The organism is Nonomuraea sp. NPDC048826 (genome assembly GCF_043198225.1).
Taxonomy (GTDB): domain Bacteria; phylum Actinomycetota; class Actinomycetes; order Streptosporangiales; family Streptosporangiaceae; genus Nonomuraea.
This window is the reverse complement of record NZ_JBICUQ010000008.1, coordinates 191043-216981: the sequence shown is the minus strand read 5'-3', so window position 1 is coordinate 216981 and position 25939 is coordinate 191043. Positions and strand designations below refer to the sequence as shown.

Sequence of the window (25939 nt, the reverse complement as noted above, 5' to 3'; positions counted from 1 at the left end):
GATGGCGGTCACAGCACCATGGCGAGCAATTAACTATCTAGTTCGTAACAAGTGAGCGGCCCGGACGGGGGGCAGGGCCCGCACTGACGACGCCGCACCACAGGGAGCCATCGTGACCGACCAACCCCCCGGTGCCCGCCAGGGCACGCCGCGCAAGGCGGCCGTCGCGGCCTGGATAGGCAGCGCGCTGGAGTACTACGACTTCTTCATCTACGGCAGCGCCGCCGCCCTCATCTTCTCCAAGGTGTTCTTCGACGAGTCCGACCCCACTACGGCGACCCTCCAGTCGCTGGCCAGCTTCGGCGTCGCCTACGCCGCCCGGCCCGTCGGCGCGTTCTTCCTGGGCCACTACGGCGACCGGTTCGGACGCAAGCGCATCATGGTGTTCACGCTCGTGCTCATGGGCGTGTCGACCTTCCTCATCGGCTGCCTGCCGACCCGCGACCAGATCGGCGGGCTGGCTCCCGTCCTGCTGGTCCTGCTGCGCGTGCTGCAGGGCCTGTCGGCCGCCGGCGAGCAGGCCAGCGCCAACTCCATGACCTTGGAACACGCCCCGGAGCACCGCCGCGGCTACTACACCAGCTTCACGCTCAACGGCACCCAGTTCGGGCAGATCCTGGCCACCATGGTGTTCATCCCGGTGGCGGCCATGCCCGAGGAGCAGCTGCTGTCGTGGGGCTGGCGGGTGCCGTTCTGGCTGAGCGTGGTCGTGGCCGTGGTCGGCTGGGTGATCCGGCGCCGGCTGGAGGAGACGCCGGCGTTCGAGCGCGAGGTGGCCGAGGGCACGGTGCCGCGGATGCCGCTGTCGCTGCTCTTCCGCGACCACTGGGCGAGCGTGCTGCGGGTGGTGTGCGCGGCGCTCATCGCGACGGTCAGCACCATCTTCACCGTGTGGTCACTCAACTACGCCACCGAGAACGTCGGCCTGGACCGGGCCACCATGCTCTGGGTGAGCACCGTGGCCAACGCCGCCGCGCTGCTGGCGATCCCGCTGTGGGCGATGCTGTCGGACCGGATCGGCCGCAAGCCCGTGTTCCTCATCGGGGCCGTCGGCAGCCCAATCATGATCTTCGCCTACCTGGCGGCGATCAACTCGGGCAGCTACCCGATGATCTTCCTGGTCGGCATCCTCACCCTGGGCGTCGTCTACAGCGCCTCGAACGGCATCTGGCCCTCGCTCTACGGTGAGATGTTCACCACCAAGGTGCGGCTGTCGGGCATGGCGATCGGCACCCAGATCGGCTTCGCCATCGCCGGCTTCGCGGTCGCCTCGGCGGCCGGCATCGTCTCCCCCGAGGGCTGGCTCGGCCTGCAGGGCTGGGTCGGCGTGGGAATCTTCACCGCCATCCTGTGCGCGATCAGCGCGGTGGCCGTGGCGACGGCACGCGAGACGCACAAGGTCCCCACCGACCAGCTCGGCCTGCCTCCCGCCGACCGCGTCACCACGTCCTCCTGATTCATTCCTCGTACGCGGCCGCGCCTTTCCCGGCGCGGCCGCGTCCGTGTGCCAGGGCGACACGCCCGGGAAAATACTGGTAATTACTGGAACCACTGATACTCTCGCGCCATGAGTGACCGGCTGGACGAGCTCGAACGGCGGATCGACGAGCTCAGAGCCGGTGTGCGCAGGGCCGTGCGGGCCAGGGACGGCGCGGCGGCCAGGACACTGCGGGCCGAGCTGCGCACGGCCGAGCGGGCCTGGGACACGCTGGTCAGCGGCCCTGACGACAAGCCCGGCGACACGCGCGGGCAGAAGGCTCGTGGGTCTCGGCTGGTGACCGTGCGCGAGCAGGTGCACCAGGCGCTGGCCCTGCTGGGCGCGCCGGCGCAGGCCCGGCTGGTGGTGGCGGTGAGCGGCGCGTTCCAGGCGGGCACGATCCGCAGCTCCCAGCTCACCAGCCTGCGCAGGGACGAGGAGCGCTCGTTCCGCTCGTCGCCGTTCGGACGGCCCTACTACCTGTGCGCGGCGCTGACCGACCGGCTCTCCCCCGCCCGCGGCTACCTCGCCGTCAGCACGTGGCCGGTGGAGCGCCGGGTGGTGGGCCCGCTCAGCCCCCGGGTCGACTTCCTCACCTGCGCCATCCGCATCGCCGAACACGCCGGGTCCGGCGGGCGGACCGCCGAGGGCGACCGGCTGTTAGCCAGGATCGCGCGCAACATCCCGGGCGCCGGCGACCAGGTGCCGCCCGACCCGGCGCGGGTGGCCGAGGCGGCCCGGCGGGAGCTCGCGGTGCACGCCGGACGCGACGCCGACGACCGGGCGGAGCTGGCCGGGCGCGCCGACGCGCAGCTCGATGACGTGGCCCGGCTGTTCGGGGCCACTACGCTGGCCACTGTTCCAAGATCAGTCACGGCTATGAGAGGCGGCCGATGAACCGGCTTGACGCGTTGCGCGGCACCACGCCGCCCAAGCCGCACGACGCCCGGGCGATCGCCGCGCTGGCGGCCAACCCGGGCTGCACCCGCCGGGCGCTCATGGACGGCGCCGGGATCGACAAGGACGCCGTCGCCCGCCATCTCGGGTTCCCCGCCCCGTTCGGCCAGTCGCCGTTCGCGATCACCCGCGGGAACGCGTTCGAGTCGCTGGTGAAGGCCGACGGGTGCGCGGAGCTGATCCGGATGCTGCGCGAGCTGCTCGGCCTGCCGATCGACGAGGTGGCCTACCACGACGTGGAGAACGTCGGCGCCCACCTGCGCCACACCCACACCCGCGCGCTGATCGACCGCGCGGCCAGGGGCGAGGGCACGGGCACCGTCTACGACCACCCGCTGTTCACGCTGGCCATCGCCGGCCATACCGCCTACCTGGAGCCGGACGTGGTGGCGTTCCAGCTCGGCGGCCGGTTCCACATCGTGGAGATCAAGTCGTTCGCGGTGGTCGACGGGCAGGCCGACCCGGCGGCGGTGGCGGCGGCCGCGCGGCAGGCGGCCGTGTACGTGCTCGCGCTGCGCACGCTGCTGGAGGATCTCGGCCACGACCCGCTCCGGGTGGCGCACGACGTGGTGCTGGTGTGCCCGGAGAACTTCGCCAACCGCCCGGTGGCGACGCTGGTCGACGTGCGCAGGCAGCTCGCGGTGCTGCGCCGCCAGCTCGCCCGCGTGACGAGCCTGGACCGGCTGCTGGCGGCGCTGCCCGAGGGCGTGACGTTCGACCTGGAGCCCGGCGAGGACGGCCGGCCCGCCCGGCCGGTCGCGGAGCTGGCCGACGCGGTGCGCCGGACGGAGGCCCGCTACGCCCCCGACTGCCTGTCCACTTGCGACCTGTGCTTCTTCTGCCGTGACGAGGCCCGCCAGGAGGGCGCCTCCGACCTGCTGGGCCGCGACGTCCGCGACGCGCTGGGCGGGGTGGCGTCGGTGCGGGAGGCGCTGGCGCTGGCCGATGGCTCGCGCGCGCCGGCGCCGGGCCAGGAGGAGATCGCCCGGCTGCTGCGCGGCGCCGAGCGGCTGCGGCGGGAGTGCCTGGCGTGACCGGGAGGCGCCCGTGAGCCTGCTCACCTCGCTCGCCCGGCTGAGGGCGATCGACGAGGGCGTCGCGCAGCCGATCGCGACCGTCCGCCACTGCCACCTGTCGGCGCGGCCGATGGTGTTCATCCCGCTGAAGCTGTCGGGTGAGGCGGCGGCGCCGCTGGCGGCCATGCTGGGCACCGATGCTGACGAGCCGCGGCTGCTGGTGGTGACCCAGCCGCGCAACCGCGACCTGCGCTTCGCCTGGGCGGCCGAGGTGGCCGGGGCGCTGCTGCCCTACGTGGCGGGGTTCGCCGCCGAGACGGAGACCGTGGAGCGGCGCAACGCCGACCCGTACGAGCGGGCGCTGGACGCGCCGCAGCTGATCGTGCCGAACCGGGCGGGGGTGGCCTTCACCCGGCTGCTCGGCCGCTCCACCCGGTTCCGGCGCACCGACGGGCCGTTCCCGGTGCCGGAGGGGGTGCCGCTGCTCGGCCGGTGGCTGACGTACTTCACCGAGCGCGCCGCCTACCCCGGCTCCTCGCTCATGCTGGCCGCGACGGACGAGCTGGCCCGCCACTGGGCGAGCGGGCAGAGCGCGCTGGAGGACGCCAACCTGGCGGCGCTGCTCGCCTGGATCACCGACGGGCCCGACGACGCGGCCGAGGACCCGCTGATCTGGCCGCCGGCCGGCCCGGCCACCGATCCGGGCTTCGACGCCGAGGTGCTGGCGCCCGCGATGGAGAGCGGCTCGGCCGAGCGGATCACCGAGGCGCTGCGCACCCAGCTGGAGCCGACGTGGCGGCTGGTGTGGCGGGCGATCGGCCTGCTGCGCGAGCTGCCGCCCGGCGCGAGCGTGGCGCAGCGCTGGGAGCAGGACCGCGGCTCGTTCAGCGGCATGACCGCGCAGCTCGCGGAGGGGGCGCCGCCGCAGGCCCGGCGCGACGGCGCGGTCGCGGCGGCGGCCCGGCTGGCGCGCATGGAGCGTGCCCAGGCCGCCTACGACGTGCAGCGCGCCTACGACGACCCGCTGGTGATGGCCGAATACCGGCTGACGGGCGAGGCGTTCGCGGGCGAGGTCGTCGACACGGTGCCGGACCACACCGAGGGCGAGGGCCGCTCGCGCAAGCTGCGCCCGCTGGTGACGATCAAGACCGACGATCTCGTACGGATCCCGCCGGGGACCGCGCTGGGCACCCCGCAGCGGCGGGGGCAGGGCGCCGAGCTGGTGTCGGCGCGGGACGGCCTGGTCACCTTGAAGATCACCAAAGGGATGGGGCGGGGCAAGACCCCGGCGCCCGGCGCGGTGCCCGAGGCCGGCGAGCGGGTCTGCTACACCTCGCTGACCGACGACTTCCAGGGCGCGGCGGCGCTGCCCGAGCCGGACCAGACGCCGTGGACGCACGGCGGCCCGCCCCGCCCGTACGAGCCGACCGACGAGGACGCCAGGGAGGAGTGGTCGTGACCCCCGAGCCCACGCCGGAGCCCACGCCCGAGCAGGTCGTCCGCCGGGTGCTGGACGACCTGCCCCGGCACCGCGGCGTGGTGGTCGACTCGCCGCCGGGCGCGGGCAAGTCCACGCTGGTGGTGCGGGCCGCCGCGCACCTGGCGGCCACCGGCGAGCCGCTGATGATCGTCGCCCAGACCAACGAGCAGGTCGACGACCTGGTGGCCCGGATCTGCGACAAGCATCCGCGGCTCACCGTCGGCCGGTTGTCGGCGGGCGCGTACGTGCCTCCGAAGCGGATGCTGGAGCTGCCGGGGGTGACCGTCGGCACCCGCGTCCAGGATCTCGGCGATCCCGACATCGTCATCGCCACCGCCGACAAGTGGGCCTGGATCGGCGGCAGGACCTGGCCGTGGGCGATCGTGGACGAGGCTTACCAGATGCGCTCCGACAAGCTGCTGCGCATCGCCGGGCTGTTCGAGCGGGCGCTGTTCGTGGGCGATCCGGGGCAGCTCGACCCGTTCTCGATCGTGGACGGCGACCGGTGGTCGGGGCTGTCGTGGGACCCGCTGCAGAGCGCGGTGTCGGTGCTGCTGCGGCACAACCCGGACCTGCCGGTGCACCGGCTGCCGGTGTCGTGGCGGCTGCCCTCGTCGGCGGCGCCGGTGGTGTCGCGGGCGTTCTACCCGTTCACCGGGTTCCGGTCGGGGACGGGGCCGGGCGACCGGCGGCTGGAGCTGGTCACCGGCGGCATGGGCACGGTGCACGACCGGGCGCTGGAGGAGGCGGCCCGGTCCGGGTGGGCGATGCTGGAGCTGCCCAACCGGCACACCGTGCGCACCGACGCCGAGGCGGTGGAGGCGGTGGCGCTGCTGGCGGCCCGGCTGCTGCAGCGCGGCGCGGTGGCGGGCTCGGAGCAGGGCGAGCGGCCGGTCACCGCCGACCGGATCGCGGTCGGCGCGGCCCACCGCGACCAGGTGGCGGCGATCAGGAACGCCGGGCTGCCGCCGGAGATCACCGTGGACACCGCCAACCGGCTGCAGGGCCGCGAGTACGACGTGACGATCGTGCTGCACCCGCTCTCGGGACGGCGCGACGCGACCGCGTTCCACCTGGAGTCGGGGCGGCTGTGCGTGCTGGCGTCGCGGCACCGGCACGCGTGCGTGGTGGTGGCCAGGGCCGGCATCGCCGAGCTGCTGGACGCCCACCCGTCGGCGGAGCCCGTGCGACTCGGGGCGCCGGTGAAGTTCCCCGACGGGTGGGAGGCCAACCAGGCGGTGCTGGACCACCTGGCGGCCCACAAGGTCTAGGCGTCGCTCGTGATCGTGTTCCGCCAGATGTCGACGACCAGGACCGGGCGCATCCCCTCCGACTCGTACAGGCCCAGGGCGGGAGTGGTGTTGTTGGCGTCGACGTGCAGGATGGTGCCCTTGCGGCCGCGGGCGTGGTCGGCGGCGACGGCGGTGCGCAGCAGCAGGCGGCCCAGGCCGCGGCCACGGAACTCGGGCAGCACGGCGAGCGTGGCGACGTAGCCGCAGCCCTCGTCGGAGAGGAACTGGTCGTTGCCGAGCACCATCGCGGCCGGGCGGCCGTCCACCCTGGCGACGGTGAGCTGGTCCCAGTCGGTGGTGGTCCGGCCCTGGCGGACCTCGTACCAGTGGTCGTAGTCGACGTAGGCGTGGCCGAAGTGGGCGGCGAAGCCTTCCTGGTGCACCCGGTGGGCCTCGCGGAGGATCTCCTCGTCGTGGCCGCTGTGCAGGGTGACGCCCGGGGGCGGCTCAGGCGCCTGGACGGGGCCTTCGAAGTCGACGCGCAGGCGGTGGAAGCTGGTGGCGGCCGCGAACCCGTACCCCTGGACGAGTTCCTGCTTGGCCCGGTCGGCCCGGTAGACGCCGACGTCGACCACGGCGGCGGCGTGGCCGCGGTCGCGGGCGAGCACGCCGGCGCGCTCCAGGACGAGCGGCCAGAGCCGCTCGGCGAGGCCGGTCACCCCGGGACGGACCACGACGTCGGCCTCGACGATCTCGCTGTCACCCTGGGCGCGGGCCCACGCCCAGCCGTCGAGCCGGCCGTCGGGGCCGTGCCAGAGCCAGGCGTCGCTGCCGAGGTCGAAGCCGGGTTCGGCGAGCTCGCCCGCGATGTCGTCGAGGGTGAGGTCGGGCTGGCCGAGCACGTCGGTGTCGCAGGCGGCGGTGAGCTCGTAGATGGCCGGGGCGTCTGCCACCTGGGGCCGGCTGAACTGATGCATGTGCCGATTGTCGTAGATGTCCCCCTCTGCGCGCGCCATATTTTCCATGGTGGCTAGGCTGTGGGGGTGGTCGACAAGACACCGCTGCACATAGAGATCGACTCGTCAGACGCGACGACTGTCCAGGTCACGCTGAGCGGTGATCTCGACTTCGACACCGCGAGTGAGCTGGCCTCGGTATCCCTGGGCGAGGGGTTCGAACGGGTGGACGTCGACCTGTCGGGCGTCGAGTTCATCGACTCGTCGGGGATCGCCGCCCTGGTCCGGCTCTACCAGCGAGCGGCCGCCGAGGACGCGGTGCTGCGGGTGGTGGCGGTCACCCCCTACCTGCGCAGCCTGCTGCGGATGACCGCGCTCGACCGGCTGTTCAGCCTGCCACCGAGCTGACCTGCCCGCCTTCGTCCCGCGACGATTGCTTCGCCGGATCAAGGGCAGGTGCTCTCTCGACACGGAAGGGAGGGCGCCAGTGGAGGCGACGATGGCGCTCCGGCTGCCGAGGGACGCGGCGAGCGTGCCGCTGATCAGGCAGATGCTGGACGGCACGCTCACCTCGCTCGGGGTGGAGCCGCAGATCCGCGACGACATCGAGCTCATGCTGTCGGAGGCGTGTTCCAACGTCATCCGGCACGCCGCGCCGAGTGACGACTACACGGTGAGCGCGATGGTCTACGACGACCTGTGCGTGATCCGGGTGACCGACAACGGCAACGGGTTCGACCCCGCGGCGGTGCGCGAGGCGACGCCCGGCTCGGAGCACGGGCGTGGGCTGCAGATCATGCGGGCGCTGGCCGACGACATCCGGTTCACCAACAGGCGCGAGAACGGCGCGGTGGTGTGCCTGGAGAAGCGGCTGCGCTATTCGCCTGGGGCGGCGGGCCCGCACTTCATGACGACCTGAGCGCGCCCTGGTTCACGGTCGCTCCGCCGAACGGCGGAGCCGCCATGTGTCAGGACGATCGGGGCGTCGTGGAGGCCATCAGCACCAGCCAGATCAGTACGATCACCGCGATGACCAGCACGGCGAGGAATGACAGGGTGAGGGCGATCAGCAGTGAGCCGATCGCGCCGAGCAGCGTCCACACCCTGTCAGATTTGCCGGTGAACACCCGTTCTCTGCAGTTTCATCGCGGTCACTTGGGCGTTATGTGGCGATATATCCCTCTTACTCGATGGCTCCGTCCAGCGCCTCCAGCCGTCCGGGGAGCGCGTCCAGCCGGCGCAGGATGACGCCCTCGCGCAGCGCCCACGGGCAGATCTCCAGCCGCTCGACCTCGAACAGGTCCATCACCGCGTCGGCCACGAGCGCGCCGGCGGCGAGCTGGGCGGCCCGCCCGGCGGACACCCCGGTCAGCTCGGCCCGCTCGGCGGTCGTCATGCCCGTCAGCTTCGCCGCCCAGTCGGCCATGTCGGCGCGTGACAGCGAGCGCGGCACGTAGACGCCGTCGCTGGACGGGGCCGCCCCCGAGATCCTGGCCAGTTGCTTGAAGGTCTTGGAGGTGGCCACCGCCCGGTCGGCCGCGCCGTAGCGGACGACGCCGCCGACGGTCCGGGCGATCTCGGCGCGCACGTGGCGGCGCAGCTGACGCACCTCGTCGGCGGAGGGCGGGTCGCCGGTGAACCAGTCGCGGGTCAGCCGCCCGGCCCCGAGCGGCAGGGAGACGGCGACGTCGGGCTCCTCGTCGACCCCGGCCGCGATCTCCAGGGAGCCGCCGCCGATGTCGAAGGCCAGCAGCCGACCGGACGACCAGCCGAACCAGCGGCGCACGGCCAGGAACGTCAGCCTGGCCTCGTCGCGGCCCGACAGCACCTCGATGAGCACGCCGGTGTGACGCTGGACCTTCTCGAGCACCCGTTCGCCGTTGGCCGCCTCGCGCACGGCAGAGGTGGCGAAGGCCAGCAGCTCCTCCACGCCCTTGTCCTCGGCGATGACCACGGCCTGCTGGACGAAGGCGCCCAGCCGCTCGATGCCCTCGGCGGACAGCTCGTCGTGCGGGCCGAGATGCTCGCTTAGGCGCAGCTCCTCCTTGTGGGAGAAGGCCGGGATGGGGCGAGCGCCCCGGTGGGCGTCGACGACGAGTAAATGGACCGTGTTCGAGCCGATGTCCAGCACGCCGAGTCGCATGGTGACGACGCTACAGGCAGGCGCTCGGCGCGGCGAAGCCGAGGCCATCGGCGTGTGACGGCCGCGTCGTGGTGGGCATGCCGGGGCGACTACCCTTCCTAGAGGTCGCTGACACTTGGGAGGAGCCAGATGAGCGCGTGCTGCGGGCCGAGCCGGGACACCGCCCCGGAAGGGCCGGTCCTCGTGAGCCCCGTCCCGGTGCGCCGTGAGCCGCCCCGGGGGATGATCCGCATCCCCGGCGGGACGTTCTCGATGGGCGGCGACGACCCCGACGCCAACCCGGAAGACGGCGAGGGCCCGGTCCGCCAGGTGACGCTGGACCCGTTCCTGATCGACCCGGCCTGCGTGACGAACGCGCAGTTCGCCAGGTTCGTGAAGGAGACCGGCTACGTGACCGAGGCCGAGCGGATCGGCTGGTCCTTCGTGTTCCGCCAGTTCGCCTCCCGGGGGGTCATGGACGCGAGCGTGCCGCAGGCGCCCTGGTGGGTGGGCGTGGAGGGGGCCGCCTGGCGCTCCCCCGAAGGGCCGGGCTCGTCCATCGGCGACCGCCAGAACCATCCCGTGGTGCACGTGTCCTGGAACGACGCGACCGCGTACGCCCACTGGGCCGGCAAGCGGCTGCCGACGGAGGCGGAGTGGGAGATGGCCGCCCGCGGCGGCGCGGAGCGCACCCGCTACCCGTGGGGCGACGAGCTCGCGCCGAAGGGCCGGCAGCGGTGCAACATCTGGCAGGGGCCGTTCCCGGCGGCGCCGAGCGGGGGCACGATGCCGGTCAAGTCGTTCCAGCCGAACGGCTACGGCCTCTACAACGTGGTGGGCAACGTGTGGGAGTGGACCGCCGACTGGTGGGACACCCGCTGGGAGCCGTACGCGGCGAACCCCACCGGGCCGGCCGAGGGCACGATGAAGGTGATCAGGGGCGGCTCCTACATGTGCCACGACTCCTACTGCAACCGCTACCGGCTGGCCGCGCGCACCGCCAACACCCCCGACTCGGCCACCGGACACACGGGTTTCCGGTGTGCGGCCATAGTCTGAGCCCATGGCACCAACCCTGCGACTGCTGATCACCGGCGGCGGCACCGGTGGTCACACCTACCCGGCCCTGACGACCCTGACGGCCATCCAGCGCCGAGGGGTGCCGCACGACGTGCTCTGGGTGGGCACGGCCAACGGCCTGGAGGCGCGGATCACGGCCGAGCACGGCATCCCGTTCAAGGCGATCACCACGGGCAAGCTGCGCCGCCGGCCCAACCTGCGCGAGCTCGGCACCAACCTGGCCGACCTGTTCCGCATCCCGGTCGGTGTCTGCCAGGCGATCGGGCACGCCGCCCGCTATCTCCCCGACGTGGTGCTGTCGACCGGGGGCTACGTGGCGGTGCCGATCGGCGTCGCGGCCAAGCTGATCCGCAGGCCCCTGGTCATGCACGAGCAGACGACGGTGGTGGGGCTGGCCAACCGGATCCTGTCCAGGCTGGCCACCCGGATCGCGCTGTCGCACGAGTCGTCGCTGGAGCACCTGCCCGCCAAGGCCAGGGCGAAGGCCGTGGTGACGGGCAACCCGATCCGGCCCGAGCTGCTGCAGGGCAACCGGGCGGCGGCCTACGACCTGTTCGGGCTGACCTTCGAGGTGCCGCTGATCTACGTGACCGGCGGCGCCCAGGGCAGCAAGCAGATCAACACCCTGATCGCGGAGATCCTGCCCCGGCTGCTGCCGCACGCCCAGATCGTCCACCAGTGCGGCCCGGCCTGGATCGAGCAGATGCGGGCCGTGCAGCTGCCGCCGGAGCTGGCCGACCGCTACCACCCGGTGCCGTACGTCGGCGGCGAGCTGGCCGACCTGTACGCGGCGGCCGACGTGGTGATCTCACGCAGCGGGGCCGGCACGGTGTCGGAGCTGACCGCGATCGGCAAGCCCTCGCTGCTGATCCCGCTGATCCCGACGGGCGGCGACGAGCAGCGCAAGAACGCCGGCTACCTGGTGTCGGCGGGTGCGGCGCGGGCGCTGCTGGAACCGCGCCCCACGGCCGACCAGCTGCTGGCCGAGCTGATGCCGCTGCTGGCCGACCCGGGGCTGCGGGCGGCGATGGGCGAGGCGGCCCAGAAACTCGGCCGGGTCGACGCCGCCGACGCGCTCTGCGACCTGCTGCTGCACACCGCCCAGCCCGCCCGCGCCACCCAGCCCTCCGTCTGACCCGGTCCGGTCGCCCGGCGGGCTGTCTAGCCGGGCTCGCCCGGCTCGCCCGGTTCCAGGTGGCGGAAGGCCTCGTGGGCGGAGCTGAGGCTGCGCCGCAGCGCCTGCTCCAGCTGGTCGGCGTCCTCGGCGAGCCGGGCGATCTCCGGCACCGCGAACGCGTCGGCCCCGGTCTCGGCGACCAGCTCCTCATACTGGTGGAGTCGGCCGCGGAGCTCCTCGATCTGCTGGTGGGCGCGGAAGGCGCGCTCGGCCTCGGTGACGTTGGCGGCGTAGCGCTCCAGCGCCTCGACCCGGGCCACCACGGCTTCCTCGCTGCTGTCGAGCGCCCGGCCGAGCGGCTCGGCCACCGCGGCGACCTCGGGGGCGACGGCGCCGGTGACCGTCTCGCGGTGCTTGGTGCGCAGCGCCGACAGCTTGGCCAGCAGGCGGGCGATCTCCCACTCCTGGGCGGGCAGCATCACCGCGTTGCGCACCCCGTCGAGCAGCCCTTCGGCGTTGACCGCCGAGTCCTCGACGGTGGCGATGGCCTGCCGCGCGCGGGCCAGCAGTCTCCTGGCGGACTCGTCGAGGTCCTCCGTGATCACGTAGCGGCCCTCGTACCAGCGCAGCTGCTCGTAGATCTCGCGGTCCGCCGCCGCTTCCTCGTCCTCCTCGACCAGGTCGTTGCGGATGAACGCGACGAGGAGCACGGGCACGCCGACGAAGGCGAGCAGCAGCAGGCCGATGCCGCGGCTCATCAGGCCGAGCGCGACCATCAGGACGGCGATGGCGGTCACGGTCACGGCGACGCCCTTGGACCGGGCGGCACCGCCGCGCGGCGGCTCGGGGACCCAGCCGCGGCGCATCCTGATCAGGACCGGAGCGCTGTCCCTGATCAGTTGTGCGTCTTCCGGCGGCACCCCTGGATCCACCACGACACCCACAAACGGGGATCCTATGCCCTTCGGGCTCGATTCTTCGTACGACAAACGGCGTGCGACCCTCCCTGTGGCGGACGGCAGGTGACTGACCGTCACCCTCGTAAGTGACGGAAGGCTTCGTGGGCGGAGGTGACGCTGTCGCGCAGCGCCTGTTCGAGCCGGTCGGCGTCCTCGCTGAGGCGTCTCAGCTCGGGCACGGCCGAGTCGTCGGCCCCTGACTCGGCGAGCAGTTCCTCGTAGCGGGGCAGCTGGGCGCTGAGCCGCGCGATCTGGTCGCGGGCGCGGTGGGCACGCTCGGCGTCGGCGACGTGTCCGGCGTACCGTTCCAGAGCTTCGACCCGGGCCACGACGGCGCGTTCGCTGCTGTCGAGCGCCTGGGCGAGCGGTTCGGCGACGGCCGCCACCTCGGGGGTGACGCCCTCGGCGACGACCTGCCGGTGCCCGGCGCGCAGCTCCGAGAGCTTGGCGAGCAGGCGGGCGATCTCCCATTCCTGGGCGGGCAGCATGACGGCGTTGCGCACGTCGTCGAGCAGCCCTTCGGCGTTGACGTGGGATTCCATGACGGAGTCGATCGCGGCCTGGGTGCGGGCCATGAGCTGGCGGGCGCCCTCGTCGAGTTCCTCGCGGAGCACGTAGCGGCCGGAGAACTTGCGTGCGCTGTCGTACACCTGCCGCTCCACCGCGTGCCGGCGTTCGGCGTCGGCGTCCGGGCGGGGTTTGGCCAGCACGCCCGCGATGAGCAGCGCGGCCAGGGTCATCACGACGACGAACGGGGTGTAGAGGCCGGCGAGGAAGAAGTCGAGCCCGGCGCCGATGGCCAGCAGGGCGACGAGCGTGGTGGTCATCCGGGTGACGAGCCCGAGGACCGGCGGATGCCGCTTGCTCGGGGGGGTCCACCCGGCGCGGATGCGCAGCAGGAGCTTGCGGTGGTCGCGCAGCAGGTCGGCCGTCTCGGCAGGCACGGTCGGCTCCACTACCACCTTCGCATGACGACCCGGCACATTACGGATCCTATGTGGCGGTCTGTCCGAACGTCAGCCTTCCAAGTAGCGAAAAGCCTCATGCGCCGAGGTGACACTTCGCCGCAGGGTGCGTTCCACGGTGTCGGCGTCCTCCGCCAGGCGCTCGATCTCGGCGACGGCCATCGTGCCGGCGCCGGACTCGGCCAGGAGTTCTTCGTATCGGGGCAGGCTGGCACGCAGTTCCTCGATCTGGTCGCGGGCGTGGTAGGCGCGCTCGGCCTCGGCGACGTGCCCGGCGTAACGTTCCAGAGCCTCGACGCGCGCGACCACGGCCGCCTCGCTGCTGTCGAGGGCGCTCTGCAGCGGCCTGGCCACCGCCGCCGCCTCGGGGGCGAGGCCCCGGGCGAGCATCTCGCGGTGCTCGGTGCGCAGCGCCGACAGCTTGGCCAGCAGGCGGGCGATCTCCCACTCCTGCTCCGGCAGCATGATCGCGTTGCGCGCGCCGTCGAGCAGCCCTTCGGCGTTGACGTGGGAGCGCAGCACGGCGCCGATGGCCAGCTGGGCCCGGCGGAGCACGGCCGCGGCCTCCTCGTCGAAGTCGTGCGGGATGAGGTAGCGGCCGTCGTGCAGGCGGGCCTTCTCGTACAGGGCGCGCTCGTGGGACCGGTCGTCCTCGGGCACCTCGCTGATGCTGGCGATCTTGACGAGGACGACGAAGACGAACCCGCCGAGCAGCAGGAACCCGGCGGGCGCGGCCGGCGACTCCAGGAGCACGGCCATGAGCGCGATGACCAGCGGGGTGACGGCGAGCAGGGCCACGCTGGACGAGTTGCGCCGCCGCACCGGCACGGGCAGGGCCGCGGGCGGCACCCAGCCGGCCCGGATCCTGGCCAGCAGGGGGCCGTTGGCACGCAGCAGCCCGGCGATCTCCGGTGGCACCGCCGGATCGACCACCACTCCCACGCTCTGCCCTGGCACCTTGGCGCCCCCCAAGCTCCGCTTTTCCGGATACTACGAAACATCCCGCTCGAGTGTCAGCCTCCCGAAGGACAGCCTGGGGAACCACCAGTTGCGCTCGCCGAGCACCTCCATCGCGGCGGGCACCAGGACGAGCCGCACGATCGTGGCGTCGACCAGCACCCCGGCGGCCGGAGCGGAAGGCTGGACGCCATGACGCCGTCCCCCGAACGGGCCGGGCCGGCCGGAGGAGACGCAGTTCAGCGGTGAGCGGATAACCACGGGGTCACTTGATCCGGTTACGCCCGCGTTATGGCTCTACAGTCACACTGTCCGGCACTGTCGAACTTGGGGGGCAAGGGTGCGCGTGTTGATCGCCGAGGACGAGCGGATGCTCGCCGACTCGATCGCCGAGGGGTTGCGGGACGAGGCTCTGGCCGTGGACGTCGCCTACGACGGCGACGCGGCGCTCGATCGTCTCGGTGTGCACGACTACGACGTGCTCATCCTTGACCGGGACCTGCCGGGTACACATGGCGACGAGGTGTGCGCGACCGTGGTCGAGCGGGGCTGGCTGGTGCGGGTGCTCATGCTGACCGCGGCGGGCGACGTGCGGGCCAGGGTCGCGGGGCTGTCGCTGGGCGCCGACGACTACCTGCCGAAGCCGTTCGCGTTCGAGGAGCTGGTGGCGCGGGTGCACGCGCTGGGCCGGCGCGCCCGGCCGGCCGACCCGCCGATGCTGGAGCGGGCGGGGGTGCGGCTCGACTGGGCGCACCGGCAGGTGTTCAGGGACGGGCGGTACGTGCCGCTGGCCCGCAAGGAGTTCGGGGTGCTCGCGGAGCTGTTACGCGCGCGCGGCGCGGTGGTGTCGGCCGAGGAGCTGCTGGAGAGGGTGTGGGACGAGCACATCGACCCGTTCACGAACACCGTGCGGACCACGATGATGAAGCTGCGCAAGAAGCTCGGCCCGCCGCAGGTCATCGAGACCGTGCCCGGCGCGGGATACCGCATCCCATGAGCATGCGGTTCAGATTCGCGCTGGCCTGCGCGGTGGTGTTCGCCCTGGTCGGGGCGCTGCTGCTGGCCGGGCTGCTGCTGGTCGTCCGGCAGAGCCTGGAGCCGCGGAGCGGCCTGCTGACGCCCGAGTACATGGACCTCCCGTCGGGTCATTACCGGCGCGGAACGCTGGGCTACGTCCTCGCCCAGGAGCGGGTCGCCGAGGTGCGCCCGGTCTACCAGCGCGACACGATCGCCAACGTGCGCGACCTCGGGGCGCTCGGGGTCCTGGCCGGCGCGGGGCTGGCCTTCGCGGCCGGCTGGCGGGCGGCCGGATGGGTGCTGCGGCCGGTCGGCAACGTCACCGCGACCGCGCGGCGGGTGGCGCAGAGCCACGACCTGACCGAGCGGATCGGCTACGAGGGGCCGCGCGACGAGCTGAAGGAGCTGACCGAGATCTTCGACACCATGCTCGGCCGGCTGGCCCGCTCCTTCGACGGCCAGCGGCGCTTCGTCGCCAACGCCTCTCATGAGCTGCGCACCCCGCTCACCATCAACAGGACGCTGGTGGACGTGGCGGTGCGGCGGCCGGACGCGACCGACGACGTCAAGCGGCTGGGCGAGTCGCTGCTGCTGGTCAACGCCCGGCACGAGCGGCTCATCGACGGCCTGCTGGCGCTGACCGAGGGTGAGCGGGCGGTGCTGGACCGGCGGCCGTTCGACCTGTCGGACGTCGCCGAGCACGTGCTGGACCAGGCCGCGGAGGAGGCGGCCGAGCGTGAGGTGACCATGCACCGGCTGCTCGACACCGCGCCGACGGCGGGTGAGGCGGTGCTGGTGGAGCGGCTGGTGCAGAACCTGGTGGAGAACGCCGTCCGGCACAACCACGCCAAGGGCGAGGTGTGGGTGACGACGCGGCAGCGGGCCGACCGGGTGGAGCTGGTGGTGGCCAACACCGGGCTGCAGGTGCCCTCGTACGAGATCGAGACGATCTTCGAGCCGTTCCGGCGGCTGCACGGCGACCGGCTGCGGTCCGAGCGCGGCAGCGGGCTGGGCCTGTCGATCGTCCGGGTCATCACCGAGGCGCACGGCGGCACGGTGATCGCCAGGCCGCGCGAGGAGGGCGGCCTGACCATCACCGTCGAGCTCCCGGTCCAGGAGGCCGGTTAGGGGCTGTGGATCTTGCGGAGCACGTCCTCGGGAATGCCCGCCTGGACGAGGCTCTCCCAGCTCTCGAACCGCTCGGCGATCATGGCTTCGACGAGCGGCCGCAGCAGCGCGTGGTCGGCGCCGGCGTGCAGGAGCTCGCTGAGGATGCGGCCGCGGCCGGCGAAGGGCAGCGCGACACCGTCGAGCGTGACCGCGTGCGCGACGAGCGCGAGCGGCCGGGCGTCGCGCGGCATGCCGGGGGCGGTGAGCGCGGTGATCGCGTCGAGATAGCGTGCGACCCTGGCCTCGGGGTCCGGCGGCACCCCGGCGAGCAGGTCGAGCAGGAGCCGGGGCAGGCTGGCCGCCTGGTTCGGCGGGCGCAGCACGAGCGCCAGGTCCGCGCTCTCGGCCAGCAGGTCGGCGAGCAGGTCGGCGTCGGGGCTGAGCAGGTACGGGCGTTCGGCGAAGGCGCGGACCCGGTGGCGCAGCACGGTGGCGCGCTGCCCGAGCCGGTGGTCGAGCCGGTGGGCGAACCACCAGCCGAGTCCGTCGCCGCCGGACGGCTCGGCGGGCCCGCCGAGCAGGATGTCGCGCTCGCCGTTCTCCGACACCCGGCGGGCCGGCAGGGCTGCCAGCAGCCCGTTCCAGCCGCCGTCGCCGAGCTGGCTGCGCCACAGGTGAGCGTGGGAGGTCCAGCCGGCCAGCGGGTCGGGCTCGCCGAACAGCTCCGACACCCGTACGGGCACGCCTGACGCGGCCACGGCGAGCAGGGTGAGGTTGGCGGAGTAGGCGGCCAGCCGCCGCGTCACCGGGCGCCGCACCGGCTCGAACCCGGTGAAGGAGCGCCGCCGCCGCTCGTGCAGCGACTCGCGCAGCAGCGCGCCGAGCAGTTCGACGGCCCGCTCGCGCTCCTGGGCGGGCAGCTCGGCGAGCAGCTCGACGGCGAAGCCGACGACCGGCCCGCGCTCGGCCAGGCAGGAGAACGAGGTGACCGCGTACAGCAGGTCGTCGTCCAGGTCCTGGGCGGGCGCGGCGGCCAGCTCGCCCCCGGTCAGGTCGTGTCTTCTGACCAGCTCGCGGACCGCGAACACGGCCAGCCAGCCGACGAGGAACTCCCCGAACGTGGCGTGCGCGAACGCGTAGCCGCGCACCCGCTCCGCGTCGCGGCCGGGCTCCGCGGCGCTGTGCACGACCGTGCGGTGCACGAAGAACAGCCGCCTGGTGGCCCGGTCGGCCCGGTTGCCCGGCCCGCAGAGCGCCGTGAGGTCGGCGTCGAGCGCGGCCTCCGCGGCGACCGGCCGGCCGCGGGCGAACATGGACAGCGCGACCACCCCCAGCCGCACCAGCTCCCGGTCGACCAGGGCGCGCAGGCGGGGCGGCGGCAGCCCGACGGCCGAGGCGTCCCTGGCGATCTCGCGGCGGGCGAAGTCGCGGACGAGCGCCTCGTACAGCTGGGCGCGGCCGATCCGGCCGGCGTCGCGGACGCCGCCGCCGGTGGCGTCGTGCAGCGCGAGCAGGAGCAGGAGCAGCGGTTCCGCGGCGAGCTCGGGATGGGCCAGCGCGTCAGCCGCGGACAGCGGGACGCGGTCGCGGCGGGCGAGCACCGCGCGGTTCGTCTGGTCCCAGATGTCGAGCCAGTGCCGCACCTGGTCCTCCTCGAACGGGCACAGCTGCAGCACGACCACGCCCTCGGGGAAACGCACCTGGTCGGCGACGACGGTGCGCCCGGTGACGACGACGGCGACGGGCCGGCCGACGCGGTACTGCCTGGCTTGGAACTCCTGGATCTGCTCCAGGTAGTCGTACCGGCCCGCGCCGGCCGCCTGGATCAGCTCGTCGAAGCCGTCGAACAGCACCACCGGCAGCGCCCCCTGCCCGGCGTCCACGAGATCCTCGAAGCGCACGTCCTCACCGAGCACGGCGCGCAGCCCCTGGTCGATCTGCGACAGGACGGTGGAGTCCGGCACCACGTCGCGCAGTTCCACCCGGACCGGCAGGAACTCCGACCCGGCCAGCCGGGCGGCCAGCACCTCGACCAGCGTGGACTTGCCCGCCCCCGGCTCGCCCAGCACGACCAGCGGCGCCTGGGTGGCGCCCAGCGAGGTGAGGTGGCCGACCAGGAACGCCTCGGTGTCGGGCAGCGCCCGCTGCCCGGCCCACCAGCTCTTGGCGGCGGGCCTGGCCGGTTCGGCGGCGGCCTCCTCGGGGGCCACCTCGGCGACCCGGCAGCGCGGGGTGACGTAGCCCTCGCCGAGCAGTGGCAGGGTCACGCCCTCCGGCGGCTCCTGACCGGCCATGAGCGGCTGGTCGAGCGCGCCGGCGGCGAGGCGGACCAAATGGATGACGGGCCGGTCGCCGGTCCGCGGCGGGGCCAGTTCGGCCAGCAGCCGCGCCACCCGTGACAGCCCGGCGCCGAGCGGCGGCCGTTCGGGGATCAGGCTCCACCTGCCGAACTCGGGGCAGTCCAGGGCGAGCAGCCGGTAGTCCTCGTCGTAGACGCGCAGCGCGTGCGCCTCGGGGCCGTCGGCGAGCAGCGCGGGCAGCCGGGTGCGGTCGCCCGCCGACAGCTCGCCCCACACCGGCAGCTCGCGCACGTAGCCGACGAGCGCCTCGGACATCCGCCGGAAGACGTGCCGCACGGCCTGCCGGGTCTCCTCGTACGGGCGGTGCGGCTCGGGCGCCGGCAGCCGGGTGGCGAGCAGGCTCCGGACGAGGGCGGTGTACGGGTCGGCGGCCTCCGGGTGGCGGGCGTGCTCCAGCTGCTCCAGTTTGACCGGCAACCTGGCCGACTCGTCCATGGCCTCGAAGTACGCCGAGACGACGATCACGGCGTGCGCGGCGGCCAGCCGCCGGGTCCTGCCGAAGCGGCTGCCGTCGCCGCGCAGGGCGGTGCCCCTGCGCACCGCGTCCTCGGTGTAGCGGACGATCTCGCCGCGCAGCTCGATCAGGCCCGCGGCGGGCACGACGCCGCCGCCCCGGCCTGCCGGGGACCGGGCCGCGGCCTGCTCGACGGCCTTGGCCAGCCTGATCCGCTCACAGCCGAGGATCTCCAGCGCACCGGCGTAGCTCAGGATGTCCGTCATCAGCGTCTCCGAAGAGCGTGAGAAGTCCCATCATGACGCCGTTCGTGCGGCTTTGGAGCGTTCTTTGACGGTCGACTCAGCGCTTGACCGCGTCGGCGATCTCTGTGAGCGCCGCGGGGTCCTCGATGGTGGACGGGACGCGGTAGGCGGCCCCGGCGGCGATGTCGCGCATGGTGCTGCGCAGGATCTTGCCGGAGCGGGTCTTGGGCAGCCGGCTCACCACGACGGCCTTGCGGAAGGCGGCCACCGGGCCGATCCGCTCGCGGACCAGGGCGACCAGCTCGCGCTGGAGGTCGCCGGGGTCGCGTTCGGAGCCGGACTTGAGCACCACGAACCCGACGGGAAGCTCCCCCTTGAGCTCGTCGGCCACGCCGATCACCGCGCACTCGGCCACGTCGGGGTGGGCCGAGACGACCTCCTCGATGGCCCCGGTCGACAGCCGGTGACCGGCCACGTTGATGACGTCGTCGATGCGGCCCATGACGAACAGGTAGCCGTCGTCGTCCACGTAGCCGCCGTCGCCGGTCAGGTAGTGGCCGGGGTAGCGCGACAGGTAGGACTCGTGGAAGCGGTCGTCGTCGCGGTAGAGCGTCGGCAGGCTGCCCGGGGGCAGCGGCAGCCGGACCGTGACGGCGCCCTCGGCCCCGGGCGGGCACTCGTTCCCCTCCCGGTCGAGGATGCGCACGTCCCAGCCGGGGACGGGCTTGGTGGGCGAGCCGGCCTTGAGCGGCAGTTCCTCGATGCCGACGCAGTTCGCGGCGATCGGCCAGCCGGTCTCGGTCTGCCACCAGTGGTCGATGACGGGGATGCCGAGCAGGGCCGAGGCCCAGTGATAGGTGTCGGGGTCGAGGCGTTCGCCGGCGAGGAAGAGGTAACGCAGGCCGGACAGATCGTACTTTTTCGCGAAATTGCCGGATGGGTCCTCCTTTTTGATGGCGCGGAACGCCGTGGGCGCCGTGAACAGCGTCCGAACCCCGTACGTCGACACCACCCGCCAGAACGCGCCCGGGTCGGGCGTGCCGACGGGCTTTCCCTCGTACAGGACGGTCGTGCAGCCGGCGAGCAGCGGGGCGTAGACGATGTAGGAGTGGCCGACGACCCAGCCGACGTCGGAGGCGGCCCAGTAGACCTCGCCGGGCGCGGCGCCGTACACGTTGCCCATGCTCCAGTGGAGCGCCACCGCGTGGCCGCCGTTGTCGCGCACCACGCCCTTGGGCACGCCGGTGGTGCCGGAGGTGTAGAGGATGTAGAGCGGGTCGGTGGCGGCCACGCTCACGCACTCCGCGGGCTCGGCGTCGCCCACCGCGGTGGCCCAGTCGAGGTCGCGGCCCTCGGCGAGGTCGGCGCGGCACTGCTCGCGCTGCAGGATCACGCAGTGGTCCGGCCGGTGCGACGCCTGCTCCAGGGCGGCGTCGAGCAGCGGCTTGTAGGCGATCAGCCGGGTCGGCTCGATGCCGCACGACGCCGACAGCACCACCTTGGGCCGGGCGTGGTCGATGCGCACCGCCAGCTCGTTGGCCGCGAACCCGCCGAACACCACCGAGTGCACGGCTCCGAGCCGGGCGCAGGCGAGCATGGCGATCACGGCCTCGGGCACCATCGGCATGTAGATCACGACGGTGTCGCCGGTCTCGACGCCCAGCCCGCGCAGCATCCCGGCGGTGCGGGAGACCTGGTCGAGCAGCTCTCGGTAGGTGTAGCGGCGCGCCGTCCCGGTGACGGGGCTGTCGTAGATCAGCGCGTCCTGGTCGCCGCGGCCCGCCGCGACGTGCCGGTCCACGGCGTTGTGGCAGGTGTTGAGCCGCGCGCCGGGGAACCACCGCCCGGCCTCATGGATCCGATCGGGCGCGACGTCCCAGTCGATGCCCCGCGCCGCCTCGCGCCAGAACTCCTCGGGCGCCTCGATGCTCTGCCGGTAGACAGCCTCATAACCACGCACTTATCGATCAGACCAGCCCCGTCCGTCCTGTGCAAGCCCTGCGCGGGGTGTCGGGCAAGATCGGGGAAACCAGGCGACACCCGGTTGCCCGGCTCGTTACGGTATGCCCCTGGGAGCGGGTGCTTCCGCAGGTGGTGGTACGGGGGATCTGGTGGACGGCACTGACGACCTGATCCTGTCCGTGGTGACCGGTTCGCGCGCGTACGGGCTGGAGACCGAGCAGTCCGACACCGACCGGCGCGGCGTGTTCGTGGCGCCCACCGAGGCGTTCTGGCGGCTCGACAAGCCGCCGACGCACCGCGACGGGCCGCTGCCCGAGCAGTTCTCGTGGGAGGTGGAGCGGTTCTGCGCGCTCGCGCTCCAGGCGAACCCGACGGTGCTGGAGTGCCTGTGGTCGCCGCTGGTCGAGCTGGTCACGCCCGCCGGGCGGCGGCTGCTCGACCTGCGCGGCGCTTTCCTGTCGAGCCGCGTCCACGAGACGTTCGCCCGGTACGCGGACGCGCAGTTCCGCCGCCTGAACCCGGCCGCGCCGAAGTGGAAGCAGGCCATGCACATGATCAGGCTGCTGATGAGCGGCCTGCACCTGGTCCGGCACGGCGAGCCGCGGGTCCGGGTGGGCGACGACCGCGAGCGGCTGCTGGCGATCAAGCGCGGCGAGGTGCCGTGGGCCGAGGTGGACGCCTGGCGGCTGCGGCTGGTCGCCGAGCTGGCCTCGGCGACGTCGGTGCTGCCGGAGCGGCCCGACCGGGAGGCCGTGGAGGAGTTCCTGATCGGCGTGCGGAGGGAGAACCTGTGAACCTGCCCGCCTGGCTGCCGGAGATCGCCGGCGCACGAGGAGCTGGTGGCGCTGGCGCCCCGCTGCCTGACCCGCCACCACGCCCACCATTACCTGGGGTTCGCGCGGACGCAGTGGCGGTTGTTCGACAGGACGGGCGAGCTGAAGCCGCTCCTCTACACCTTCCGGGTGCTCGCCACCGGGATCCACCTGATGCGGACGGGTGAGCTGCGGGCCGACCTGACGGAGCTGTACGGGTACGGGCCCGCGTACCTGCCGGAGCTGGTGGCGGCGAAGCGGGAGGCCGAGCACGCCGCCCTGCACGACCTCGTGGTCCGCCTCCGCCTCACGCCTGCAGGGGGGCGGCCGAGAGCACGAGCCTGACGGCGAACAGCTCGTAACCTGCCCGCTCGAACGCCCGCGCCATCGGCGTGTTGCCCGCGTCGGTGTCGGCGGCGACCCGGTCGGCGCCGCGGGCGGCATGGCAGCGGGTGATCTCGGCGAGCAGGTCGTCGACGTAGCCGCGGCCCCGGTGGCCGGGCAGCACGCCCAGGTAGCCGACCACCGGCCCGGACTGATTGGCGGACGGCAGCGCGAACCCGGCGAGCTCGCCCGAGGCCGTGCGGGCGAGCCGCCACCACGACCGGTCGCCCGGCATCGCGAGGTAGTCGGCCAGGTCCTCCCTGGCCTGGGTCTCGGCGTCCTTGACCAGCAGCGCCTGCCGGGTGTGGTGGTCGAGGCTGCCGGCCGACGCCGCGGCGAAGGCGGCGACGAACACCTCGTCGTCGGGTTCGGCGGTGAAGGTCAGCCTGCCGGACGCCTCGGGCACCGGACGGTCCGGTGTCCAGGCGTACCGGAGCCGTTCCAGCTCCTCGGTCAGCCCGGCGCGGCGGCCCGCCTCCCACCGCCAGCCGACGGCGCCGGTGACGGCCTGGTTGTCGCGCCAGCCGACCGGCACGAACAGGTGATAGGCGGGCCGGTCGCCGAACGCGTCGTGGGCGTGCCGCAGCAGGTCGGCCGCGAGCGTGATCCGGTCGGTGACCGACGGGTGGACATAGAGGCAGTCGAGCGCGAGCGGCGCGGCGCCGGGGAAGCCCCACCAGACGGCGCGGGCCAGGATCTCGCCGTCCTGTTCGGCCACCCAGATCCGGTCGTACCGGTAGTGGCCGTCGGCGAGGAAGGAGCGCAGTCGTTCGGGGTGGGCCCAGCTGACGGGCTCGTCGACGACGCAGTCGAGCAGGCGGCCGAGATCAGCCTCGGTCGCGGGACGGACGTGCATGGTTCCTCCGAAGAGCGGGATCGGACGCGGTGAACGTCCGGGGAATGCGGGACATCTCAGCGCCTCCTTTCATCCGGTCTTACGGGGCAAGGGGGACCCTATCGCACTTGCCAGGAAGGTCCGACAGGATAGGGGGATGTCCGCCTACGAAGACGTGTTCCCGCTCCAGCCGCCCGTCCGCCTGCCTCCGCCGGAGGAGCTGGCCGCCGCCGTGCGGTCGGCCCCGCTGGCGGCGGAGTTCCTCGACGGCCAGGAGGACGAGCTGGAGGCGTGGGGCGAGGTGTGCCGGGACCGGCTCGACGAGGCCCTGCTCCTGGAGGTGGTGCGCCTGTTCGTGGCGCGCGAACCCGCCGCCGGCGAGCCTCCCGCCGAGCTGGTGGCCTTCGGCCTGGTACGGGGCGCGAACCCGTACGAGGCGACCCCGGTCGGGCTGTGGATGGGCCGGCGCCTCATCGAGGAGCTGACCGGCCAGGAAGTGCCGATCATGGGCTCGCTCGCGGAGCGGGACGCCGCCGGGCTGCTGCGGGGGCTGCGCTCGTACCCTGAGGCGGAACGCGACGAGGAGCTGGCCGGCTGGCTGGCCCGCCGCGACCCGGACGGGGCCGCCAAGGAGGTCGCCGCCGTGCTGGCGGAGGCGAGCCCGCTGAGCCGTGCGGTCGGCATCGAGCTGCTCGGGTTCAAGATGGGCGACGAGGGCCGCAGGGCGCTGGACGACCTGGTGATCGAGCCCAAGGTGGGCGCGGTGATCGCGGCCAGGCTGAGCCGCGACGACCGGCAGCCGGCCACCGAGGAGATCGGCTGGGTGCTGGTGGACATGGCGGCGGCGCTGCTGGAGTTCGGCGGCGAGGCGTCCGAGGTGGTCGAGTCGGTGGCGGCCGGCATGGAGACGGACGAGCAGGCGAGCACGATCACGCTGCTGGCGCTCTGCGACCATCCGGCCACCGAGCCCGTGTTGCGGGTGTTCATCGAGCACCACCCGGACGCGGGCGTGGCCGCGGCCGCCCGCAAGGCGCTGCGCCGCCTGCACGGGCTCGCCTCGGCCCGCGGGTGAAGGAGCGGGGGTAGAGTCGGCCGCGATGACGAAGCATACGATCACCCGCCAGACCGGGACGATCCTCGGCGAGACCTACGGCTGTGACTGCGGCATCTACCTGGCCGGACGGATGGCGGCCGAGGTGCACGCGGCCGAGCACCACCAGTGCTCGGTCTGCCTGGGCTCGGCCGAGGAGGAGTCGGCCCCCGGCCTGAGGCGCCCTTGCACCTCGTGCGCCGGCACCGGGCGGCGGCGCGAGCAGATCACCTGGCAGCTCGCGCACACCGAGGCGGAACACCTGATCACGCTCGCGGTGGTGCGCGGGGTGGTGGACGCCTTCGACGGGCCGTTCCGGCTGTCGGAGGTCGCCGACGCGGTGCGCGACGGGTTCGGCCTGCCCCCGGGGCGCCTGCCGGTGGGGCCACGGGTGCGCGACCTGCTGCTGGACATGCAGTCGGCGGGCGAGATCACCATGGTGTCGGCGCCGGACGAGCTGATCGACGGCACCGACGTGGTGCTCTTCCGCGACCCCCAGTGGCAGAAGGCGCGCACGCTCGGCTTCTAGAGCCCTTGTCAGACGCGGCAGAGGATCTCGCCGTGCAGGATCGACAGCCAGCCGTCGCCGTCCGCCGCCCACTCCCACCAGCCCTCGGAGATCCGCCGCAGGTCGTCGGCGGTGGCGGCGCCGGTGGCGAGCGCCTGCTCCGCCATGGCGGAACGCAGGACCCGGTCGGCCCACATGCCACCCCACCAGGCGCGGTCTTCCGGTGAGGCGTAGCACCAGGTGGAGGAGGTGGCGGTGACGTCGGTGAAACCGGCGGCGCGGGCCCACGAGAGCAGCCGCCGCCCGGCGTCGGGCTCGCCGCCGTTGCCGCGGGCCACCTTCTGGTAGAGCGCCATCCAGTCGTCGAGCGCCGGGACGCGCGGATACCAGACGAAGGCCGCGTAGTCGCTGTCGCGGGCGGCCACGACGCCGCCCGGCCGGGCCACCCGCCGCATCTCGCGCAGCGCCTGGACCGGATCGCCGACGTGCTGCAGCACCTGGTGGGCGTGGACGACGTCGAACGAGCCGTCGGGGAACGGCAGCGCGTGCACGTCGGCGACGGCGAAGTCGGCGTTGGCCACCCCTCTGGCCGTCAACTCGGCCCTGGCCAGCCCCAGCGCCTCCTCGCTCACCTCGGTGGCGGTCACCCTGGACACCAGCCCGGCCAGGTCGGCGGTGATGGTGCCGGGGCCGCTGCCGACGTCGAGCAGGGTCGCCTCGGGGCGGAGGGCGGGCAGCAGGTAGGCGGCCGAGTTGGCGGCGGTGCGCCACCGGTGGGAGCGCAGCACGGATTCGTGGTGGCCATGGGTGTAGACGGTGTCCATCGTGACTCCCTCGTCATCGG

At 73.3% G+C, this 25939-nt stretch carries 25 protein-coding genes and 1 pseudogene; 15 read left to right on the top strand and 11 right to left on the bottom strand.

What is annotated here, in order from left to right; translation table 11 throughout:
• The first annotated feature begins 112 nt into the window (after positions 1–112).
• From ACGFI7_RS28660 to ACGFI7_RS28640, 5 genes are all read left to right on the top strand, one after another.
• Positions 113–1456: an MFS transporter gene (locus ACGFI7_RS28660; protein ID WP_393409860.1), complete on the top strand. Its 1344-nt coding sequence runs from the start codon at positions 113–115 to the stop codon at positions 1454–1456.
• A 111-nt stretch (positions 1457–1567) separates the two neighbouring features.
• On the top strand, positions 1568–2374 hold the full coding sequence (locus ACGFI7_RS28655) for a hypothetical protein (protein WP_393409859.1): 807 nt from the start codon (positions 1568–1570) through the stop codon (positions 2372–2374).
• The gene (locus tag ACGFI7_RS28650) at positions 2371–3468 is read left to right on the top strand and encodes a hypothetical protein (RefSeq protein WP_393409858.1); all 1098 of its coding nucleotides are present in this window, start codon (positions 2371–2373) and stop codon (positions 3466–3468) included. Before ACGFI7_RS28655 ends, ACGFI7_RS28650 begins: the two co-directional genes overlap by 4 nt.
• A gap of 13 nt (positions 3469–3481) precedes the next feature.
• Positions 3482–4909 carry a hypothetical protein gene (locus ACGFI7_RS28645; protein ID WP_393409857.1) on the top strand — a complete coding sequence of 476 codons (1428 nt, stop codon included), beginning with the start codon at positions 3482–3484 and terminating at the stop codon, positions 4907–4909.
• Positions 4906–6201 carry an AAA family ATPase gene (locus ACGFI7_RS28640; protein WP_393409856.1) on the top strand — a complete coding sequence of 432 codons (1296 nt, stop codon included), beginning with the start codon at positions 4906–4908 and terminating at the stop codon, positions 6199–6201. Before ACGFI7_RS28645 ends, ACGFI7_RS28640 begins: the two co-directional genes overlap by 4 nt.
• Here ACGFI7_RS28640 and ACGFI7_RS28635 read toward each other — a convergent pair.
• Positions 6198–7139 (bottom strand): GNAT family N-acetyltransferase, encoded by a 942-nt coding sequence (locus ACGFI7_RS28635; protein ID WP_393409855.1) that lies wholly within the window; start codon positions 7137–7139, stop codon positions 6198–6200. The genes ACGFI7_RS28640 and ACGFI7_RS28635 overlap by 4 nt on opposite strands.
• A gap of 66 nt (positions 7140–7205) precedes the next feature.
• Between ACGFI7_RS28635 and ACGFI7_RS28630 the strand changes: the two genes are divergently transcribed.
• Both ACGFI7_RS28630 and ACGFI7_RS28625 read left to right on the top strand, forming a co-directional pair.
• A complete protein-coding gene (locus tag ACGFI7_RS28630; RefSeq protein WP_393409853.1) occupies positions 7206–7526 on the top strand; it encodes an STAS domain-containing protein in 321 nt (106 codons plus the stop codon).
• A 79-nt stretch (positions 7527–7605) separates the two neighbouring features.
• A complete protein-coding gene (locus ACGFI7_RS28625; protein WP_393409852.1) occupies positions 7606–8037 on the top strand; it encodes an ATP-binding protein in 432 nt (143 codons plus the stop codon).
• A gap of 49 nt (positions 8038–8086) precedes the next feature.
• On the opposite strand, the gene ACGFI7_RS28620 is transcribed toward ACGFI7_RS28625, so the two are convergent.
• Together ACGFI7_RS28620 and ACGFI7_RS28615 are read right to left on the bottom strand one after the other, a co-directional pair.
• Positions 8087–8221: a hypothetical protein gene (locus ACGFI7_RS28620; protein ID WP_393409850.1), complete on the bottom strand. Its 135-nt coding sequence runs from the start codon at positions 8219–8221 to the stop codon at positions 8087–8089.
• An 80-nt stretch (positions 8222–8301) separates the two neighbouring features.
• Positions 8302–9261, bottom strand: a complete 960-nt coding sequence (locus ACGFI7_RS28615) for a Ppx/GppA family phosphatase (RefSeq protein WP_393409849.1) — start codon at positions 9259–9261, stop codon at positions 8302–8304.
• A gap of 222 nt (positions 9262–9483) precedes the next feature.
• On the opposite strand from ACGFI7_RS28615, the gene ACGFI7_RS28610 reads away from it, so the two are divergent.
• Both ACGFI7_RS28610 and ACGFI7_RS28605 read left to right on the top strand, forming a co-directional pair.
• Positions 9484–10299 carry a formylglycine-generating enzyme family protein gene (locus ACGFI7_RS28610; RefSeq protein WP_393410525.1) on the top strand — a complete coding sequence of 272 codons (816 nt, stop codon included), beginning with the start codon at positions 9484–9486 and terminating at the stop codon, positions 10297–10299.
• Positions 10300–10303: 4 nt separating this feature from the next.
• Entirely contained in the window at positions 10304–11455 is a 1152-nt protein-coding gene (locus ACGFI7_RS28605) for a glycosyltransferase (RefSeq protein WP_393409847.1), read from the top strand.
• A 26-nt stretch (positions 11456–11481) separates the two neighbouring features.
• Here ACGFI7_RS28605 and ACGFI7_RS28600 read toward each other — a convergent pair whose 3' ends face one another.
• From ACGFI7_RS28600 to ACGFI7_RS28585, 4 genes are all read right to left on the bottom strand, one after another.
• Positions 11482–12381, bottom strand: a complete 900-nt coding sequence (locus ACGFI7_RS28600; RefSeq protein WP_393409846.1) for a hypothetical protein — start codon at positions 12379–12381, stop codon at positions 11482–11484.
• Positions 12382–12470: 89 nt separating this feature from the next.
• Positions 12471–13340, bottom strand: a complete 870-nt coding sequence (locus ACGFI7_RS28595; RefSeq protein WP_393409845.1) for a hypothetical protein — start codon at positions 13338–13340, stop codon at positions 12471–12473.
• A 72-nt stretch (positions 13341–13412) separates the two neighbouring features.
• A complete protein-coding gene (locus ACGFI7_RS28590; protein WP_393409844.1) occupies positions 13413–14303 on the bottom strand; it encodes a hypothetical protein in 891 nt (296 codons plus the stop codon).
• Positions 14304–14351: 48 nt separating this feature from the next.
• Positions 14352–14579, bottom strand: coding sequence for a hypothetical protein (locus ACGFI7_RS28585; protein WP_393409842.1), 228 nt, complete (start codon positions 14577–14579; stop codon positions 14352–14354).
• A 79-nt stretch (positions 14580–14658) separates the two neighbouring features.
• On the opposite strand from ACGFI7_RS28585, the gene ACGFI7_RS28580 reads away from it, so the two are divergent.
• Positions 14659–15315 (top strand): response regulator transcription factor, encoded by a 657-nt coding sequence (locus ACGFI7_RS28580; protein WP_393409841.1) that lies wholly within the window; start codon positions 14659–14661, stop codon positions 15313–15315.
• A 2-nt stretch (positions 15316–15317) separates the two neighbouring features.
• On the top strand, positions 15318–16463 hold the full coding sequence (locus ACGFI7_RS28575) for a sensor histidine kinase (protein ID WP_393409839.1): 1146 nt from the start codon (positions 15318–15320) through the stop codon (positions 16461–16463).
• Here the strand turns inward: ACGFI7_RS28575 and ACGFI7_RS28570 are convergent.
• Both ACGFI7_RS28570 and ACGFI7_RS28565 read right to left on the bottom strand, forming a co-directional pair.
• On the bottom strand, positions 16460–19525 hold the full coding sequence (locus ACGFI7_RS28570) for an NACHT domain-containing protein (protein ID WP_393409837.1): 3066 nt from the start codon (positions 19523–19525) through the stop codon (positions 16460–16462). The genes ACGFI7_RS28575 and ACGFI7_RS28570 overlap by 4 nt on opposite strands.
• A gap of 76 nt (positions 19526–19601) precedes the next feature.
• On the bottom strand, positions 19602–21464 hold the full coding sequence (locus tag ACGFI7_RS28565; RefSeq protein ID WP_393409835.1) for a propionyl-CoA synthetase: 1863 nt from the start codon (positions 21462–21464) through the stop codon (positions 19602–19604).
• Positions 21465–21615: 151 nt separating this feature from the next.
• Between ACGFI7_RS28565 and ACGFI7_RS28560 the strand changes: the two genes are divergently transcribed.
• Entirely contained in the window at positions 21616–22260 is a 645-nt protein-coding gene (locus ACGFI7_RS28560; protein ID WP_393409834.1) for a DNA polymerase beta superfamily protein, read from the top strand.
• Positions 22261–22287: 27 nt separating this feature from the next.
• Positions 22288–22623 (top strand): annotated as a pseudogene (locus tag ACGFI7_RS28555) (DNA polymerase beta superfamily protein); the annotation flags it as partial.
• Here the strand turns inward: ACGFI7_RS28555 and ACGFI7_RS28550 are convergent.
• On the bottom strand, positions 22586–23518 hold the full coding sequence (locus ACGFI7_RS28550; RefSeq protein ID WP_393409833.1) for a GNAT family N-acetyltransferase: 933 nt from the start codon (positions 23516–23518) through the stop codon (positions 22586–22588). The pseudogene ACGFI7_RS28555 and the gene ACGFI7_RS28550 overlap by 38 nt on opposite strands.
• A 136-nt stretch (positions 23519–23654) precedes the next feature.
• Here ACGFI7_RS28550 and ACGFI7_RS28545 point away from each other — a divergent pair, with 136 nt between their 5' ends.
• Both ACGFI7_RS28545 and ACGFI7_RS28540 read left to right on the top strand, forming a co-directional pair.
• On the top strand, positions 23655–24569 hold the full coding sequence (locus ACGFI7_RS28545) for a hypothetical protein (protein ID WP_393409832.1): 915 nt from the start codon (positions 23655–23657) through the stop codon (positions 24567–24569).
• 25 nt (positions 24570–24594) lie between these two features.
• Positions 24595–25116 carry a hypothetical protein gene (locus tag ACGFI7_RS28540; RefSeq protein WP_393409830.1) on the top strand — a complete coding sequence of 174 codons (522 nt, stop codon included), beginning with the start codon at positions 24595–24597 and terminating at the stop codon, positions 25114–25116.
• A gap of 8 nt (positions 25117–25124) precedes the next feature.
• Here ACGFI7_RS28540 and ACGFI7_RS28535 read toward each other — a convergent pair whose 3' ends face one another.
• Positions 25125–25919 carry a class I SAM-dependent methyltransferase gene (locus tag ACGFI7_RS28535; RefSeq protein ID WP_393409829.1) on the bottom strand — a complete coding sequence of 265 codons (795 nt, stop codon included), beginning with the start codon at positions 25917–25919 and terminating at the stop codon, positions 25125–25127.
• Positions 25920–25939 lie beyond the last annotated feature (20 nt).

Coding starts and splice junctions, on each gene's coding strand:
- ACGFI7_RS28655 (WP_393409859.1), top strand. CDS start 1,568: ATGAGTGACCGGCTGGACGAGCTCGAACGGCGGATCGACGAGCTCAGA.
- ACGFI7_RS28650 (WP_393409858.1), top strand. CDS start 2,371: ATGAACCGGCTTGACGCGTTGCGCGGCACCACGCCGCCCAAGCCGCAC.
- ACGFI7_RS28635 (WP_393409855.1), bottom strand. CDS start 7,139: ATGCATCAGTTCAGCCGGCCCCAGGTGGCAGACGCCCCGGCCATCTAC.
- ACGFI7_RS28615 (WP_393409849.1), bottom strand. CDS start 9,261: ATGCGACTCGGCGTGCTGGACATCGGCTCGAACACGGTCCATTTACTC.
- ACGFI7_RS28610 (WP_393410525.1), top strand. CDS start 9,484: ATGATCCGCATCCCCGGCGGGACGTTCTCGATGGGCGGCGACGACCCC.
- ACGFI7_RS28605 (WP_393409847.1), top strand. CDS start 10,304: ATGGCACCAACCCTGCGACTGCTGATCACCGGCGGCGGCACCGGTGGT.
- ACGFI7_RS28575 (WP_393409839.1), top strand. CDS start 15,318: ATGCGGTTCAGATTCGCGCTGGCCTGCGCGGTGGTGTTCGCCCTGGTC.
- ACGFI7_RS28570 (WP_393409837.1), bottom strand. CDS start 19,525: ATGACGGACATCCTGAGCTACGCCGGTGCGCTGGAGATCCTCGGCTGT.
- ACGFI7_RS28550 (WP_393409833.1), bottom strand. CDS start 23,518: ATGCACGTCCGTCCCGCGACCGAGGCTGATCTCGGCCGCCTGCTCGAC.
- ACGFI7_RS28545 (WP_393409832.1), top strand. CDS start 23,655: ATGTCCGCCTACGAAGACGTGTTCCCGCTCCAGCCGCCCGTCCGCCTG.
- ACGFI7_RS28540 (WP_393409830.1), top strand. CDS start 24,595: ATGACGAAGCATACGATCACCCGCCAGACCGGGACGATCCTCGGCGAG.
- ACGFI7_RS28535 (WP_393409829.1), bottom strand. CDS start 25,919: ATGGACACCGTCTACACCCATGGCCACCACGAATCCGTGCTGCGCTCC.